Here is a 14,067-nt window from a genome sequence, read left to right as displayed (position 1 = left end):
GTCGAGCACCGCGTCAAGCAACCGAGTGAACGCATGTCCAAGCCCTATCTTCTGCATATGATCACGGCGGCCAAGAATCTGAGCCCCTTCGATGTCAATATGGCCTACGACGCTGGCTGGAGCGCCTGCACGCCCTATACCCAGGTCACGCTGGAGGAGATCGCCGGCCTGACTCAGGATGCGATCTTCTCCCGTGGACCCAAGGGGGTGGCGCGCACCGGGATTTTCCTGGGCGGTCGCGACGTACACCTGGCGCTGGAGATGCTTGCCGCTGCCCGTGCGGCCATGGTGCCGCCATTCGAGGTCTCGGTTTTCGCCGATCCCAGTGGGGCCTTCACGACCGCCGCGGCGATGGTCGCCGGGGCCGAGGGGTGTCTGCGCGGCAGCCATGGCAGCGGGCTTGCCGCGAGCCGCTGCCTGATCTTCGGCGGCACCGGTCCGGTGGGCTCGGCCGCCGCCATCCTCGCCGCCCGCGCCGGGGCGGACGCGGTCATCGTGAGCCACCTGGGGCTGGTCCGGGCCGAGGAGACCGCCCGGTTGTGCAATCAGCGCTATGGGGTCAGGTTGAGCGGTGCGGACGGGAGCAGCGACGCGCACATCCGTGATTTGATGGCCGGTGCCGACCTGATCTTCAATGCTGCGGCGGCCGGGGTGCAGGTCCTGAGTGCCGACCAGCTCGGCGCGGGCCGCCGGCTGAAGGTCGCCTGCGACGTCAATGCCGTACCCCCGGCCGGCATTGCGGGGGTCGGCGTGATGGACAACGGGGTCCCCGTGCCCGGCTCGACCAGCGGCGCCCTGGGGCTGGGGGCACTGGCTATCGGTAACATCAAGTACAAGGTGCAGCAGGGTCTACTGCGGCAGATGCACGAGGCCGGTTCGCCCCAATACCTGGGGCTGGACGAGGCCTTTGAGGCGGCGCGTCGGCATGTGGACTGAGCCCGCCGAGCTGTTCCTGGCGGCCAACAGCGCCCGTGCCATCGCCGAGTCGGCGGTGCGTGGCGGCTTTCGGGTCCAGATCCTGGATGCCTTCTGTGATCAGGACACCCAGGGGCTCGGCTCCTGCACCCGGGTTCCCATGATCGGTTGGGGTCTGGACCCGGTGCAGTTGAGCGCCGCGATTGAGCGGCTTGCGACCGGCCCGTCGCCGGTCGGCTTGGTTTATGGGGCCGGACTGGAGTCGTCGCCCGACTTGCTGTCGGCCCTCCCGGAACCGGTACGGCTCTTGGGGAACGCCCCCGCGGTCCTCGCCCTCCTGGCCGACCCGGTCCGGCTCTTCGCGTTGTTGACGCAGCGCGCGATACCGCACCCGCAGACCCGATTGGACCCGCCCCCGGCGGGGGATGCGTCGCCCTGGTTGCTGAAGGAATGCGGCGGCAGCGGCGGCCTTGGGGTACGCCTTTGGCGGGATGGCGACCCGCGGCCCAGGGGTCCGCACTATTTCCAGCAGCAGCTCGCCGGTGAGCTGATGTCCGTCCTCTTCATCGCCGATGGGACTCGGTTGGAGGTCATCGGCTTCAACCGCCTGCTGGTCGCGGACGGCGGGGTCCAGCGGCCCTTTCTGTACGGTGGGGCGATCGGGCAGGCGACCATCGCCGACCCCCTGCGGCAGGCGGTCATCGGCTGGGCCGAGTCCCTCGTGGAGGCGCTGGGCCTGCGCGGGCTCAACAACCTGGACTTCATCCTGCATCAGGGGCGGGTCTATCTGTTGGAGCTTAATGCCCGGCCATCGGCAACGATGAGCCTTTACGAGGGTCAATGCGCGGAGGGTTGGATCAGCCGGCATGTGCGCGCCTGCCTTGGCACCTTACCGGCGGAGTCATGGGCTCCGCCGGCCGGTATCTGCGGCCAGCGGCTCGTCTATGCCCCGGCCGACCTGCGCATCCCTATGGATCTGGTCTGGCCTGCGTGGTGTCGGGATCGGTCGCCGGCGGGTACCCTGGTGCCGCGGGGCGCGCCCCTGTGCACCGTGCTGGCGGATGGCCCGGCGGCGGGCTCGGTGGAGTCGCTGTTAGCCGTGCGGGCGCAGCGGATGTTGGACCTGATCGGTGAGCATGAAACCCATGAATGAGCCCAGCCTCAACGCCCTGACCGCCCCCTTGGTCGATGCATTGGTCGCGGACGCACCGGCACTGCGCTTGGGATTGTCCCGCCTGGAGAACGGTTGCCTGGTGGTCGATGCGGGCCTCCAGGTTCCTGGCGGCCTGGAGGCCGGCCGGCGCATCGCCGAGGTTTGCCTGGGCGGACTCGGGCAGGTCGGCCTGCGCGGCGGGCTGGCCGTCGGCGGCGTGGTCGGCGATTGGCCGATCGCGGTACAAGTCCATACCGCCGACCCGGTGCTGGCCTGTCTGGGGAGCCAGTACGCGGGTTGGAGTCTGAGTCACGGCGAGGGCAAAGGCGCCTTTCACGCGCTCGGCTCAGGTCCGGGCCGCGCGCTTGCCGGCAAGGAGCCGTTGTTTGCCGAACTGGACTATCGCGACCAGGCTGAGCGGGCCTGTCTGGTGCTGGAGGTGGACCGCGTGCCCCCAGTCCCCCTGGTGGATAAGATTGCCGCCGATTGCGGCATCACGCCCGCCGCACTCACTCTCATTCTCACACCCACCCGCAGCCTGGCCGGTACCGTCCAGATCGTGGCGCGGGTGTTGGAGGTGGCCTTGCACAAGGCCCATACCCTGGGCTTCGATCTGCACGCCATTCGCGACGGCATGGGGAGCGCCCCGCTGTCGCCGCCCTGCGCGGATTTCGTCACCGCCATGGGCCGGACCAACGATGCCATCCTCTTCGCCGGTCAGGTCCACCTGTTCGTCACCGGTGGGGATGAGGCCGCGCAAGACTTGGCGCAGCGTCTGCCGAGCAGTGCCTCCCGCGACTATGGGCGGCCCTTCGCGGAGGTCTTCGCGGCGTATCAGTACGACTTTTTCCAGATCGATCCGCTGCTCTTCAGTCCGGCCCGTGTTCGCGTGACGGCCCTGGACAGCGGGCGGACCTTCAGTGCCGGGCGGATCGATCCGGACCTGCTCGCGGTCTCCTTCGGGATCGGCGCATGACACCGGTGCGTCTGGCTCAGCGGCCGCGGGTCGCGCCCGTGGTCGCCATCTTCACCGATGACCCCGGTTGGCACGGAGCGCGGCTGTGCGAGGCCTTCGCCGTTCACGGCTGGGAGGCGCGCTATGTGTCGCTGGCGGCGTGCCACTTCGCGCTCGGCGACGGCGGGCCGGGTCTGCGTCTGCCCGGCGGCGATGGCCTGCCGGACGCTGCCTTCGTGCGCGGTGTGCCGGGCGGGACCCTGGAGGAGGTCGTTTACTATCTGGACGTGCTGCACGCCTTGCGCCACTTGGGGATTCCGGTTTACAACGACGGCCGGGCCATCGAGCGCAGCGTCGACAAAGGCATGACCAGCTTCCTGCTGCACAGCGCCGGCATCCCCACGCCCCCGGCCTGGGTCATCCGCGATCCGGGGCAGGCGCAGCAGGTGGTCGAGCGTGAAGTGGCTGCCGGCCATGCGTTGGTCTGCAAGCCGCTGTTCGGCTCCCAGGGCGAAGGACTCATCCGCTTGACCGCCGCCGGCAGCGCCTTACCGGACTCGGCCGCCTGCCAGGGTATCCATTACCTTCAGCGCTATGTCGCCGGCGCGACGGCGCAGGCACAGGACTGGCGGGTCTTCGTCGTCGGTGGGCGGGCGGTCGCGGCAATGCGTCGCGCCGCTGCCCACGGCTGGATTACCAATGTCGCTCAGGGTGCGACCTGCCACCCGGCCGCACTGGAGCCGGACCTGCGCGAACTGGCGCAGGCTGCCGCCCAGGCGCTGGAGATGGCCTATGCGGGAGTCGACATCCTGCGTGACGCCGCTGGTCGGGCCTGGGTGATCGAGGTCAACGGCGTCCCGGCCTGGCGGGGGCTCCAGCAGGTCTGTGGCTGTGACATCGCCGCGGCTCTGGCAGCCGATCTGTTGCGTCGGCATCAGTGGGCGGCTCGCCGGGAGGCGGTGGGGAGATGACCACGGCTCGGCGCGATCAGGGGCACGTGGCGCGGCGGCAGGCGATTGCTGCTGCCTATCGGGCGGCCTGCGCCCTGGAACTCGATGCGCAGAAGCCCGGCAACGTGCACCGTGAGTCGGCCGGACATGGCATGACGGTGGAGGACTTTCTGCGCAGTGCGCAGGTCAGTGCCGGACCCTTGACCAGGCCCGGCCTGGGGCTCGGCGAGCGCATCTTCCGTGCCGTATCCGCTACCCGGCGGGCGGTCGGCTGCAACACCAATCTGGGTATCCTGCTGCTGAGCGCCCCGCTGATTCAAGCCGCCCTGGCGCCATCGGCGGCGGGTGGCGATCTGCGCCACCGTCTGGAGGCGGTGCTCAAGGTTGCCGATCGGCAGGACACCGACTGGCTGTTTCGGGCCATCCGCCTGGCCGCCCCCGGAGGGCTCGGCGCGTCGGTGGAACACGACGTGTCTGGCGTGGCTCAGGGTACGCCGCTGGAGGTGATGCGCCCTGCCGCTCACCGGGACCTGATCGCCCGCCAATACACCGAAGGCTTCAGCGATTTGTTCGAGCGGGCGGTTCCTTTGCTGGCCATGCTCAACGACCGCTGGCAGGATCCGGCGTGGGCGGCGGCCGGTCTCTATCTGGATTTTCTGGGGCGCTACCCGGACTCCCATGTCGCCCGCAAGCTGGGGCTGGAGCAGGCCGTCGCGGTGTCCCGGCAGGCCGCGCCCCTCGCCGCCGCCTTGACCGGCGCCGCGCGGCCCGAGTCCTATGCCGCGGCCCTGCGGGGGCTGGACCGGGAACTGAAGGGGGCCGGTATCAACCCCGGAACCTCAGCGGACCTCACCGTGGCCTGTTTGTTGATCCGCGGGATCGAGTCCCGGCCCCGCGCACTGTTATCGGCGGCGGATGCCCGTCGTCTTCCCGTTACCGGGCCGGTCACCCTGGCCCCGGTACTTTCCTTCCGAGAACTTTGAAACCTGAGGAGCGCATGCGATGGCAGTTATCAATAAGACCCTGGTCGGTGAGTCCCTGGTCGGCGATGGCAACGAGGTTGCCCATATCGACCTGATCATGGGGCCGCGCGGCTCCGCGGCCGAGACCGCCTTCTGCAACGGCTTGGTGAACAATAAGGACGGCTTTACCGGCCTGCTCGCGGTGGTGGCTCCCAACCTGCCGGTCAAGCCCAGCACCCTGATGTTCAACAAGGTCACCATCAAGGGGGCCAAGCAGGCGGTGCAGATGTTCGGACCCGCCCAGCGCGGCGTGGCCATGGCGGTGGCCGATTGTGTCGAGGATGGCACCATCCCGGCTGCTGAGGCGGACGATATCTTCATCTGCGTTGGCGTCTTCATCCATTGGCAGGCCGAGGACGATGCCAAGATCCAGGACTACAACTACCAGGCGACCAAGGAGTCCATCAAACGCGCCGTCGCCGGCGAACCCAAGGCCGCGGATGTGGTGAAGCAGAAGGGCAGCACCGGCCATCCTTTCGCTGCCCACCTCTAAACTCAAGGGGCGAGTGACGAGGGCCAAGGAAGGCCCCGCGCCATCCGCTACGGCAAGATTACTGATGAATCCCGAGTTGTGCGCCGATTTCCAAGTACCCCCAGGTTTGCCGGCAGAGGGCCTGACGCCTGCGGAATACGCGTTGCGTCACCACCTGCCGCTGGAGTTGGTGGTGGATCGGGCGGCCCTGAACCGGGAGGATCAGGTCGCGGATTTCCCGCCGCCTACCACCTATCCCGGCGAGCGCGCCCGCGCGGTCTTGCGTGGGCTGACCTGGGCCGGGCTGCTCCGGGAAGAGGGCGCTTTCGTCCTGGTCCCCGGCGAGATACGGCGCCTGGATCTGCTGCTGTGGGACCTGTCGGCCCTGTGCGATTATGGCTTTTGCTTTGGGCAGGACTATACCTATGCGGGTGACACCCACCGAGTGGTCGCCCACAACCGTCTCAAAGCGCCGAAAATCCACCTCGATCGCTTCCGCGGCCTGCGGGTTGTCCCCGAGCCGCCGCCGGACTTCCTGCTGAGTCTCGCGGTGTATGTCGCCCACGCGGCGGAATTACACGCGGGCTATCTCTTTCTGGAGTTCGCGGACGCCGCGGCGGGTCGGTGGGCGGCCACCGAACTCCTGCGGCACCGAATTCAGTTCAAGGAACTCGACGCCGCCGACCGCCCGGGCGCCGCCTTGCTGCGGACCCTCACCCCGGTGGACGCCCAACGCCTCCTGGAACTGTTGCGGGGGCGTCTGCAAGACATGCCGGGCGCTCTGGACCGTTTTGAGCAAGTGACCCCTGTCGTCACTGTGTGTAAGGAACTGGTCTTCGATGCCGCCCACTTCATCACGGATCACCCGGCAAAATGCGCCAACCTGCATGGCGGCCGCTATGCCCTGCACGTCAAGGTCAGCGGCCGGATCGATCCGGTGACCGGCTGCGTGGTGGACTACGGTTACCTTAAACGGGTGGTCAACCGTCGGGTGGTGGAGCGGTTCGACCACCATACACTGAACTATGCCGCCCCGGAACTGGCCTGGCGCTCCAGCACCGAGCTGTTGTGCGTGTATATTTGGGAGCAACTCATTGATTACTTGCCTGGACTGGCGGGACTGGACCTCTACGAGACCACTCAGTCCTGGTGCAGTTATCGCGGCCCCAGTCTGGAGGAGTTTCAGCGGCGGGGACCCGACCCGGTGCTCGGGTGGTTTCAGGGACCCATTGGCGGGTCATCGCTGCGCGCGTTGATACCGAAGATTTGAATTTCCAACGATTGCTTGACGTTCGCCAGATCGTCGAGAACGTCCGGCGTGAAGCGGCCCAGGTGCAGGGCGGTGGAGACCAGGGCGCCGACGACGCCCAGATCGCGCAGTTGGAGCAGATCCGCGGGGCCGCGCACTCCGCCGGCGGCATAAAGCCGCTGGGTGGGGGCGGACTGCCGCAACGCGGTCAGTCGCTCCAGATCGGGCCCCGCCTCGCTGCCGACCTGCCCCAGGGTCATCAGGATGACTTCGCGCGGCCACAACTCAGGCCGCTCGTGAAGCTCTGTCGGTCCCAGGGGCTGGTGACCCCGATAGTCAAGGGAGAGGATGGGGGCGTCCAGGGCGGAGCGCAGTGCCGCCCAGTGCTCCAGGTCGGCGAGTGATTCACTGCCGATGACCGGACGGGCGACGGCGGCGAGGCGCTGGATCTGCGTCAGTCCGTTGTCGGCCCACAGTTCCACTCCGGGGTGGGTGCGGTGGATCTGTTCGATCAGCTCCAGTTGGCTGGGCCCGCCGCCGATCGCGTCCAGGTCGGCGATATAAAGCGTATCGAACGGGTACAGTTCCAGAAGGGCCGCCGCGACCGGTAAGGGCTCGGCGGACGGGCACAGCGGGGACTGGATCGGTGCATAGGCATGGCGATCCCCGCGCCGGGCGGCGACCACCAGGCCGCCTTTGAGGTCGATGACCGGAATCAGTTTCATAGTCGTTTCAATCCTGGTTTCATCCGAAAGGTCTTCATGCGCATCTTCGTCTTCGAATTTGTTACCGGCGGTGGCCTGCTCGGTGCCGACCTCCCGGCCTCCCTGGTACGGGAAGGAGACATGATGCTACAGGCACTGGTCTGCGATCTCGCGGCAGTAGCCGGCGTGGAGTGCATCGTCACCCGCGATGCGCGCCTGGCCGCGCCAAGCCTGATCGCGGACTTTCGTCTGGTGTATGGCCCGGCGGAGTTTCCCCGCGTCTGGGCGCAGACCCTGGCGCAGGTCGATGCCGTCTGGCCCATCGCCCCCGAGATGCAGGGCACCCTGGATGCGATCAGCCGCCAAATCCTGGCAGCCGGTCCCCGACTCCTCAACAGCACCCCCGCGGCGGTGCGCACCGCCGCCAGCAAGCTCCAGACGGTGCGTTTGCTGGCGGACTGGGGCGTGCCGGTGGTCCCGACCTTCGGCCGCCAAGACCCACTCCCGATGATCCCCGGTCCCTGGGTACTGAAGCCGGACGACGGGGTCGGCTGTCTGGGTATCCGGCTGTGTCGGGATCGGGACGCCTTGTGCCGCTATTGGGATCAATTGGCTGATGGTCGGGTCTACGTGGCCCAGCCCTTTGTCCAGGGCACGGCGGCGAGCCTGAGCCTCCTGGTCAAAGACGGGGAGGCCGCTGTGCTCAGCGTCAACCGCCAGCGCATTGCCGTCATGGACGACGAGCTGCTGCTGCTGGGCTGCGTGGTCAATGGCCTGGGTGCGGCGGATGCCCGCTTGCGCCGTCTCGCCGGGGATGTTGCCGCGGCGCTGCCCGGCCTGTGGGGTTATGTAGGGGTCGACCTGATCGTCACCACCGCCGGTCCCCTGGTGTTGGAGGTGAATCCGCGCCTGACGACCTCCTATGTGGGCCTGCGCGAATCGCTCGGGGTCAATCCGGCGCGCCTGGTCCTCGACCTGCTGTCTAGTGGGCTGCCCCGGCCGGGGTTGGTCGGGGGCTTGGCAGTGGATGTCTGTCTGGAGGTTGCCGATGCCGCCTGATCAGGGCTCCGGCTGGTTGGGCTGGGACCTCGGCGGCGCCCACCTCAAGGCTGTCCAACTCGACGGCGCCGGCCGGGTGATGGTTGTATTGCAGGTACCCTGTCCGCTCTGGCAGGGGCTGGGGCATCTGGAGTCCGCCATCGACGCGGTCTTGGGACAGCTGCCCCAGCGCGCGGTCTGCCACGCGGTCACGATGACCGGAGAGTTGGCAGACCTCTTCGAGGACCGCGCTCAAGGCGTCGCATCCCTGGTCGGCTGCATTGCGCGGCGCTTCGTCGGCGAGACCATCCGCATCTATGCCGGCCCCGCCGGGTTGCTGGACCCCGCGGCGGCCATGGCCGCTGCCCCCCAAGTGGCCTCGGCCAACTGGATGGCGAGCGCCAGCCTGGCCGCGACCCGCTTTCCGCAGGGGCTTCTGGTGGACATCGGCAGCACCACCACGGACCTGGTACCCTTCCGTGACGGGCGGGTCAGTGCCCGAGGCTACGCGGACCACGAACGCCTGGCGCTGGGAGAACTGGTGTATAGCGGGGTGGTACGGACCCCGGTGATGGCGCTGGCCCGGCGCGTCCCCTGGTGCGGGTCCTGGGTTCCCTTGATGGCGGAGCACTTCGCGACCACCGCCGACCTGTACCGCTTGACCGGGGAACTCCCCGACCATGCGGACCTGATGCCGAGCGCGGACGGTCGGGCCAAGACCCCGGCGGCCAGTGCCGGCCGGGTCGCCCGGATGCTGGGGCTCGACGGGTCCGCCGCGGACCTGTCCGGCTGGCGCCGGGTGGCGGAGGTCCTGGCGGAGGCCCAGTTACGCACCTTGGCAGACGCCGGAACCTGTATTTTTTCTCGCGGCGAGCTGGCCGCGGACGCGCCGATTCTGGGGGCCGGGGTCGGACGTTTCCTGGCGAAACGCCTGGCGGCGCGGCTCGGGCGTGCCTACCTGGGCTTCGAGTCGCTGTTTGACGGCCCGCCCGCCCTGGCACCTGATGTGGCGGACTGCGCCCCCGCCGCCGCCGTTGCCCGGCTGGCGCTGGAGCGTGCTGCTGCGCCGCCCGTGACCTGATTGGCATGTACACGGATTCGCAGACATTGGAGACTCGATGACACCGCAGGTGATTGATCTGCCTTATCAGCCGGACAGTGCGCCGCTGTTCTCGGCACTGGTCGAGCGCCCCTGGCCGGTCTTCCTCGACAGCGGTCGGCCAGGCTGTGCTCAAGGCCGCTACGACATCCTGAGCGCCGACCCCCGCACGATGCTGGTCACCCGCGGACAACGCACCGAGGTCCGCACCGGGCGTGCCATCCAGGTCTCACTGGCCGACCCCTTCACCCTGCTGCAGGAAGCCTTGGGACCCCGGCGACCCGGGGTTTCGGACCTGCCGTTCAGCGGCGGCGCCATTGGTTGGTTCGCCTATGACCTGGCGCGTCGTCTGGAGCGCCTGCCGAGCCTGGCACAGGACGCCGAAGGAACCCCCGATATGGCGGTCGGCATCTACGACTGGGCGCTGGTGGTGGACCACGAGTCCAGGCGGACCCGGCTGGTCGCCCAGGATTCGGCTACCCTCGCCGAGTACCGCGGGCAGTTCGCGGCCGTGCTCGCCGGGCGCCGGATGGTGCGGCCCCGCGCCCCTTTCCGCGTCCTGGATCGGGTCCGTCCCAACCTGAGTCACGGCCAATATATCGAGGCCGTCGCCCGCATCAAACACTACCTCCTGGAGGGTGACTGCTATCAGGTCAACCTCGCCCAGCGCTTCGCGGCGCCGACCCAAGGCGACCCCTGGGATGCCTATCAGAACCTGCGGGCCCGCAACCCGGCCCCCTTCAGTGCCTATCTGGCGACCCCGGACTGCCAGGTCATGTGCTCGTCCCCGGAGCGCTTCCTGCAGGTGCGGGGCGATCAGGTGGAGACGCGGCCGATCAAGGGTACCCGGCCGCGCGGGGCTGACCCGATCGAGGACCTGCTGCTCGCCCAGGCCCTGCAAGCGAGCCCCAAGGACCGGGCCGAGAACCTCATGATCGTCGACCTGCTGCGCAACGACCTGGGCAAGGTCTGCGCCATCGGCAGCATCCAGGTTCCCCGGCTGTTTGAGGTCGAGCATTTTGCGCGCGTCCATCACCTGGTCAGCACGATCCGCGGGCGGCTGGCGGCAGGCCGCACGGCGGTGGATCTGCTGCGGGCCTGTTTTCCCGGCGGTTCAATCACCGGTGCACCCAAGCTGCGCGCCATGCAGATCATCGAGGAACTGGAGCCGCAGCGCCGCGGCATCTATTGCGGGGCCATCGGCTATCTGGGCTGGGACGGGGCCATGGATACCAATATCGCCATCCGCACCCTGGTCCACGCGGACGGCGTCACCCGGTTGTGGGCGGGCGGCGGGATCGTCGCCGACTCGCACCCCGAGTCCGAGTACCGGGAGACCTTCCACAAGGCGGCCCCCCTCCTGGATCTGCTGGAACGGCGCCGGCTCGATCATGTGGCTGGTTGAATGTGACCAGTAAGATGTGGGTCGTTAAGCTCGGCGGCAGCCTGACCCGGTCGCGGCAGTTGCGCGCCTGGCTCGCCGTCCTGGCGGGGCGCCGCGAGCTGGTCCTGGTGCCCGGCGGTGGACCCTTCGCCGATCAGGTGCGCAGCGCCCAGCAGAGTCTGGGGTTCGACGACGCCACCGCGCACCATCTGGCGCTGCTCGCCATGGAGCAATACGGCCGCGCCCTCTGTGCCCTTCACTCCGGCTTCGCGCCCGCGACGAGCCTGGCCGAGATCCGGTCGCTGTCCGCGGTCGGGATCACCCCGGTCTGGATGCCGGTCCCGCTGGTCCTCGCCGACCCGGACCTACCGTGCTCCTGGGACCTGACCTCCGACTCACTCGCCGCCTGGCTGGGCGGGCGGCTGGGGGCGCAGGCCCTGGTCCTGGTGAAGATGGCCGCCGTCCCACCCGGCCCGGTCGATCCGGAGGCGATGGAGACCCTGGTCCGCGACGCCATCGTCGACCCGCTGCTGCCCGGTTATGCGCGGGCCGGGGGCTTGGCTGTCTATCTGCTGGCGGATGGGGAAGCGAACGCCCTCGATGGCCTGCTGGCGGGCCGGCCAGTTGCAAAGCGGCCGCGACGAAGCGCCAATCAACGCGCGTAAGCGCGGTGCGCCCGGATCGCCCGTGGGAGCGGCTTCGGATCCCGCGCGCGTTTGAGCACTGAACGGGGTTCTAAGGTCTTACGTAAGATCATATGTAAGATTAAAAGTAAGATTTTACATAGTGAAAAGCGTTTATCATACGTGTAAAATCGACACAGAGCCTACTGACAGAGGAGCATCGATCATGAGCTACATCAGTCCTGAAGCCGTTCAAGGACCTAAGAAGCGGGTTAGCAATGTGCGGGTCGTCTACGACGGTGGACCCGGTGGCGGAGCGGTCTGCGAGCTCGAGTGGGAAGGAGAGCCCGGAGTCGCCATCCGCTGGACCGGCGAAGATGACTGGCCGCTCGGCAACCCGCAGAGCCGTGGTAATCCGACCTGGTTTCTCGTTCCAGCCGAATTTCAAGATGTGGTGCTGCAAAGGGCGCGTGATCTCGCTCCGGAGTCGGAGGAGGAGGCCGGCTATCGTGCGATGGCCGCGGACACCGAGCGCGAGGCGGAGGCTCTCGACTGGAGCAATGCACTGATCGGAGATACCAACCGTGCGGCGGGGTGAGGTGTGGTGGGTGGATTTCGATTCGGCCCGGGGCGGCGAGATCAAGAAACGCCGCCCGGCGGTGATCGTCAGCAATGATCTGGCGAATCGCTTTCTGAACCGGGTGCAACTCGTCCCCTTTACCAGCAGCACTGACCGGCTCTATCCGAGCGAGGCCAGGGTCAGCATTCAGGGGGCCGTCAGCAAAGCGATGGCAGACCAACTCACCACGGCGGACAAGTCAAGACTCATGGAAAAGATCGGGAGCCTCTCCGCGGCCGATCTGCGCGCGGTCGAGGGTGCGATCCGGGTTCAGTTGGGTCTTTAAGACCTCGCGTTTGTGCATCGCAGATGCGACAAACACTGACGCACCGCAGTGGTTGAATAGGTCTCGCCAGTCGCCGCAAAGCCCACTTGAACGAACCCGGAGGAACCCGCCATGGCCCAGAAGAACCAAGACCTGTCATCGCGCCAATTGCTTGACCTGATCGGTCTGAGCGAAGAAGCCCCGCTGGACCTGCTTGCGGACGAGCCGCTGGAGGGGCTGAACGGCGACCTCGGTGCCATCCTGCGGGAGCGCTACCGGTCGTTCATCCAACCGCATCGCTTCGCCCCCGGCGATCTGGTCGTCTGGAAAGCCGGCATGCGCAACCACCGCCTCCCGCGCTATGGCCAGCCCGTGGTGGTGCTGGAGGTGCTGGAGACGCCGCTGTTCGACGCGGAGTCCGATGCCGGGTCAACCTATTATCGGGAGCCGCGCGATCTTGTGTTGGGCATGATCTGGGAGATCGGGCCCGGCCGCGGCGACTTCGTCAGTTTCCACTTTGACCAGCGCCGGTTCATGCCTTATGTGGGGGCCTGCGCATGAACGATCACCGCACCCTCTGGCGCGCTGACTTCAGTCCCGTTGCGGCGGCCCCGCGCCGGGTCGCCCGCTATGCCCTGCAACTGGCGCGGGGCGACGCGCGTCTGTGTCACGATCTGAAGGACTCCGATGTGTTGGCCGCCCTGTGGGAATTGACGCTGCCGTTGCTCGAGCCGGACGCCGTGGCGGCGCTGCTGTCGCGCTATGCCGATGCAGAGCTGAACTGGATGCCGCCCGGCGCGGTTGATTGGGAAGCGTGGGACAGCGTGCAAGGCGCACGACGGCTTGACTACGAAATCGCCCGCCGGGCCAACGATGGCCAGGACGAGGTGCCGTCTCTCCCACTCGGTGCCGCGGAGCTGCGCGAGCGCCTGCGTTCCTTCTTCAAGACCATCCCGCGCCGGGTGTTGCGGCGGCTGGCGGCGGCCGACGCCGTGGCGCCGACCGCCCCGACCGTTGCGCTGCTCGGCGAGGCCCTGCGGCTCGACGCGACCGCCGTCTGGATGCTCGATTACCTGGAACAGCGTGAGCTGAGCGAACCGCTGCGCACCCTGTTGCGCGCCACCGGGCGCACCAGTGGCCGCCTCGCCGCCCGCCTGAACCTGGGGCGCCTGGCGACCCTGCTGGACCTGGACCAGGCGACGGTGCACCACGCCCTGACCAGGCGCGCCCCACTGCGGGCGCTCGGGCTGGTGGAGTGCGACGACGGCTTCAGTGACCTGGAGGACTTTCTGACCCCCGCCGGCCTGCTGCGCGAGGTGCTGGCGGCTACCCCCCAGGATGCCGAGGCGCTGCTGGCGCTCTTGATCGAACCAGCCCCGGCCGGGGCCTGGTGCCTGGACGCCTTTCCGCAGTTGGCGGAGGCGGCCGGGCGCCTGGAGGGCGTCTTGCGCCACGGGGCGGCCACCGCGGCGGTCGGCGTCAATGCGCTCTTCTATGGGCCGCCCGGCACCGGCAAGACCGAACTGGCGCGGGCCCTGGCCGCGGCCAGCGGGCTGCGCGCCTACCAGGTGCGCAGCGCCGATGAGGACGGCGACGGACTGGCGCGCACGGGTCGGCTG

The 14,067-nt window shown here is 68.2% G+C and carries 16 protein-coding genes; 15 read left to right on the top strand and 1 reads right to left on the bottom strand.

Going from position 1 to position 14,067, the window contains the following annotated elements; genetic code table 11:
• Positions 1-33 precede the first annotated feature (33 nt).
• The 7 genes from QZY03_RS15640 (at position 34) to QZY03_RS15610 (ending at position 6,737) form a co-directional block, all read left to right on the top strand.
• Entirely contained in the window at positions 34-936 is a 903-nt protein-coding gene (locus tag QZY03_RS15640) for an NAD(P)-dependent methylenetetrahydromethanopterin dehydrogenase (protein WP_295582618.1), read from the top strand.
• The gene (locus tag QZY03_RS15635) at positions 926-2,068 is read left to right on the top strand and encodes an ATP-grasp domain-containing protein (protein ID WP_295582616.1); all 1,143 of its coding nucleotides are present in this window, start codon (positions 926-928) and stop codon (positions 2,066-2,068) included. Before QZY03_RS15640 ends, QZY03_RS15635 begins: the two co-directional genes overlap by 11 nt.
• On the top strand, positions 2,061-3,044 hold the full coding sequence (mch, locus tag QZY03_RS15630) for a methenyltetrahydromethanopterin cyclohydrolase (protein ID WP_295582615.1): 984 nt from the start codon (positions 2,061-2,063) through the stop codon (positions 3,042-3,044). The genes QZY03_RS15635 and mch overlap by 8 nt, the downstream gene beginning before the upstream one ends.
• On the top strand, positions 3,041-3,994 hold the full coding sequence (locus QZY03_RS15625) for a RimK family alpha-L-glutamate ligase (RefSeq protein ID WP_295582613.1): 954 nt from the start codon (positions 3,041-3,043) through the stop codon (positions 3,992-3,994). Before mch ends, QZY03_RS15625 begins: the two co-directional genes overlap by 4 nt.
• A complete protein-coding gene (locus QZY03_RS15620) occupies positions 3,991-4,956 on the top strand; it encodes a triphosphoribosyl-dephospho-CoA synthase (protein ID WP_295582611.1) in 966 nt (321 codons plus the stop codon). Before QZY03_RS15625 ends, QZY03_RS15620 begins: the two co-directional genes overlap by 4 nt.
• Before the next feature lie 19 nt (positions 4,957-4,975).
• Entirely contained in the window at positions 4,976-5,488 is a 513-nt protein-coding gene (gene fae, locus QZY03_RS15615; protein ID WP_295582609.1) for a formaldehyde-activating enzyme, read from the top strand.
• Positions 5,489-5,552: 64 nt separating this feature from the next.
• Complete coding sequence (locus QZY03_RS15610) at positions 5,553-6,737, top strand: 6-carboxytetrahydropterin synthase (RefSeq protein ID WP_295582608.1); 1,185 nt, start codon at positions 5,553-5,555, stop codon at positions 6,735-6,737.
• On the opposite strand, the gene QZY03_RS15605 is transcribed toward QZY03_RS15610, so the two are convergent.
• The gene (locus QZY03_RS15605; protein WP_295582606.1) at positions 6,686-7,441 is read right to left on the bottom strand and encodes a HisA/HisF-related TIM barrel protein; all 756 of its coding nucleotides are present in this window, start codon (positions 7,439-7,441) and stop codon (positions 6,686-6,688) included. The two genes, QZY03_RS15610 and QZY03_RS15605, sit on opposite strands and share 52 nt — an antisense overlap.
• Before the next feature lie 36 nt (positions 7,442-7,477).
• On the opposite strand from QZY03_RS15605, the gene QZY03_RS15600 reads away from it, so the two are divergent.
• The 8 genes from QZY03_RS15600 to QZY03_RS15565 form a co-directional block, all read left to right on the top strand.
• Positions 7,478-8,479 (top strand): ATP-grasp domain-containing protein, encoded by a 1,002-nt coding sequence (locus QZY03_RS15600; RefSeq protein ID WP_295582604.1) that lies wholly within the window; start codon positions 7,478-7,480, stop codon positions 8,477-8,479.
• Positions 8,469-9,539: a hydantoinase/oxoprolinase family protein gene (locus QZY03_RS15595; RefSeq protein ID WP_295582602.1), complete on the top strand. Its 1,071-nt coding sequence runs from the start codon at positions 8,469-8,471 to the stop codon at positions 9,537-9,539. Before QZY03_RS15600 ends, QZY03_RS15595 begins: the two co-directional genes overlap by 11 nt.
• Before the next feature lie 37 nt (positions 9,540-9,576).
• Entirely contained in the window at positions 9,577-10,962 is a 1,386-nt protein-coding gene (gene pabB, locus QZY03_RS15590) for an aminodeoxychorismate synthase, component I (protein ID WP_295582600.1), read from the top strand.
• Between the two features lie 14 nt (positions 10,963-10,976).
• Positions 10,977-11,606 (top strand): amino acid kinase, encoded by a 630-nt coding sequence (locus QZY03_RS15585; protein WP_295582598.1) that lies wholly within the window; start codon positions 10,977-10,979, stop codon positions 11,604-11,606.
• 184 nt (positions 11,607-11,790) lie between these two features.
• A complete protein-coding gene (locus tag QZY03_RS15580) occupies positions 11,791-12,162 on the top strand; it encodes a hypothetical protein (RefSeq protein ID WP_295582596.1) in 372 nt (123 codons plus the stop codon).
• The gene (locus tag QZY03_RS15575; RefSeq protein ID WP_295582595.1) at positions 12,149-12,469 is read left to right on the top strand and encodes a type II toxin-antitoxin system PemK/MazF family toxin; all 321 of its coding nucleotides are present in this window, start codon (positions 12,149-12,151) and stop codon (positions 12,467-12,469) included. The genes QZY03_RS15580 and QZY03_RS15575 overlap by 14 nt, the downstream gene beginning before the upstream one ends.
• A gap of 111 nt (positions 12,470-12,580) precedes the next feature.
• Complete coding sequence (locus QZY03_RS15570) at positions 12,581-13,009, top strand: hypothetical protein (protein ID WP_295582593.1); 429 nt, start codon at positions 12,581-12,583, stop codon at positions 13,007-13,009.
• Positions 13,006-14,067: AAA family ATPase (locus QZY03_RS15565; RefSeq protein ID WP_295582591.1), on the top strand; the 1,062-nt coding region annotated here is incomplete at its 3' end. The genes QZY03_RS15570 and QZY03_RS15565, both read left to right, overlap by 4 nt.

Source organism: uncultured Lamprocystis sp., from assembly GCF_903933125.1.
In the GTDB taxonomy this organism is placed as follows: Bacteria; Pseudomonadota; Gammaproteobacteria; order Chromatiales; family Chromatiaceae; genus Thiodictyon.
Note: the sequence above shows the minus strand (reverse complement) of the source record. Positions and strands in the feature narration are given on the sequence as shown.

Coding starts and splice junctions, on each gene's coding strand:
- QZY03_RS15640 (WP_295582618.1), top strand. CDS start 34: ATGTCCAAGCCCTATCTTCTGCATATGATCACGGCGGCCAAGAATCTG.
- QZY03_RS15635 (WP_295582616.1), top strand. CDS start 926: ATGTGGACTGAGCCCGCCGAGCTGTTCCTGGCGGCCAACAGCGCCCGT.
- mch (WP_295582615.1), top strand. CDS start 2,061: ATGAATGAGCCCAGCCTCAACGCCCTGACCGCCCCCTTGGTCGATGCA.
- QZY03_RS15625 (WP_295582613.1), top strand. CDS start 3,041: ATGACACCGGTGCGTCTGGCTCAGCGGCCGCGGGTCGCGCCCGTGGTC.
- QZY03_RS15620 (WP_295582611.1), top strand. CDS start 3,991: ATGACCACGGCTCGGCGCGATCAGGGGCACGTGGCGCGGCGGCAGGCG.
- fae (WP_295582609.1), top strand. CDS start 4,976: ATGGCAGTTATCAATAAGACCCTGGTCGGTGAGTCCCTGGTCGGCGAT.
- QZY03_RS15610 (WP_295582608.1), top strand. CDS start 5,553: ATGAATCCCGAGTTGTGCGCCGATTTCCAAGTACCCCCAGGTTTGCCG.
- QZY03_RS15605 (WP_295582606.1), bottom strand. CDS start 7,441: ATGAAACTGATTCCGGTCATCGACCTCAAAGGCGGCCTGGTGGTCGCC.
- QZY03_RS15600 (WP_295582604.1), top strand. CDS start 7,478: ATGCGCATCTTCGTCTTCGAATTTGTTACCGGCGGTGGCCTGCTCGGT.
- QZY03_RS15595 (WP_295582602.1), top strand. CDS start 8,469: ATGCCGCCTGATCAGGGCTCCGGCTGGTTGGGCTGGGACCTCGGCGGC.
- pabB (WP_295582600.1), top strand. CDS start 9,577: ATGACACCGCAGGTGATTGATCTGCCTTATCAGCCGGACAGTGCGCCG.
- QZY03_RS15585 (WP_295582598.1), top strand. CDS start 10,977: ATGTGGGTCGTTAAGCTCGGCGGCAGCCTGACCCGGTCGCGGCAGTTG.
- QZY03_RS15580 (WP_295582596.1), top strand. CDS start 11,791: ATGAGCTACATCAGTCCTGAAGCCGTTCAAGGACCTAAGAAGCGGGTT.
- QZY03_RS15570 (WP_295582593.1), top strand. CDS start 12,581: ATGGCCCAGAAGAACCAAGACCTGTCATCGCGCCAATTGCTTGACCTG.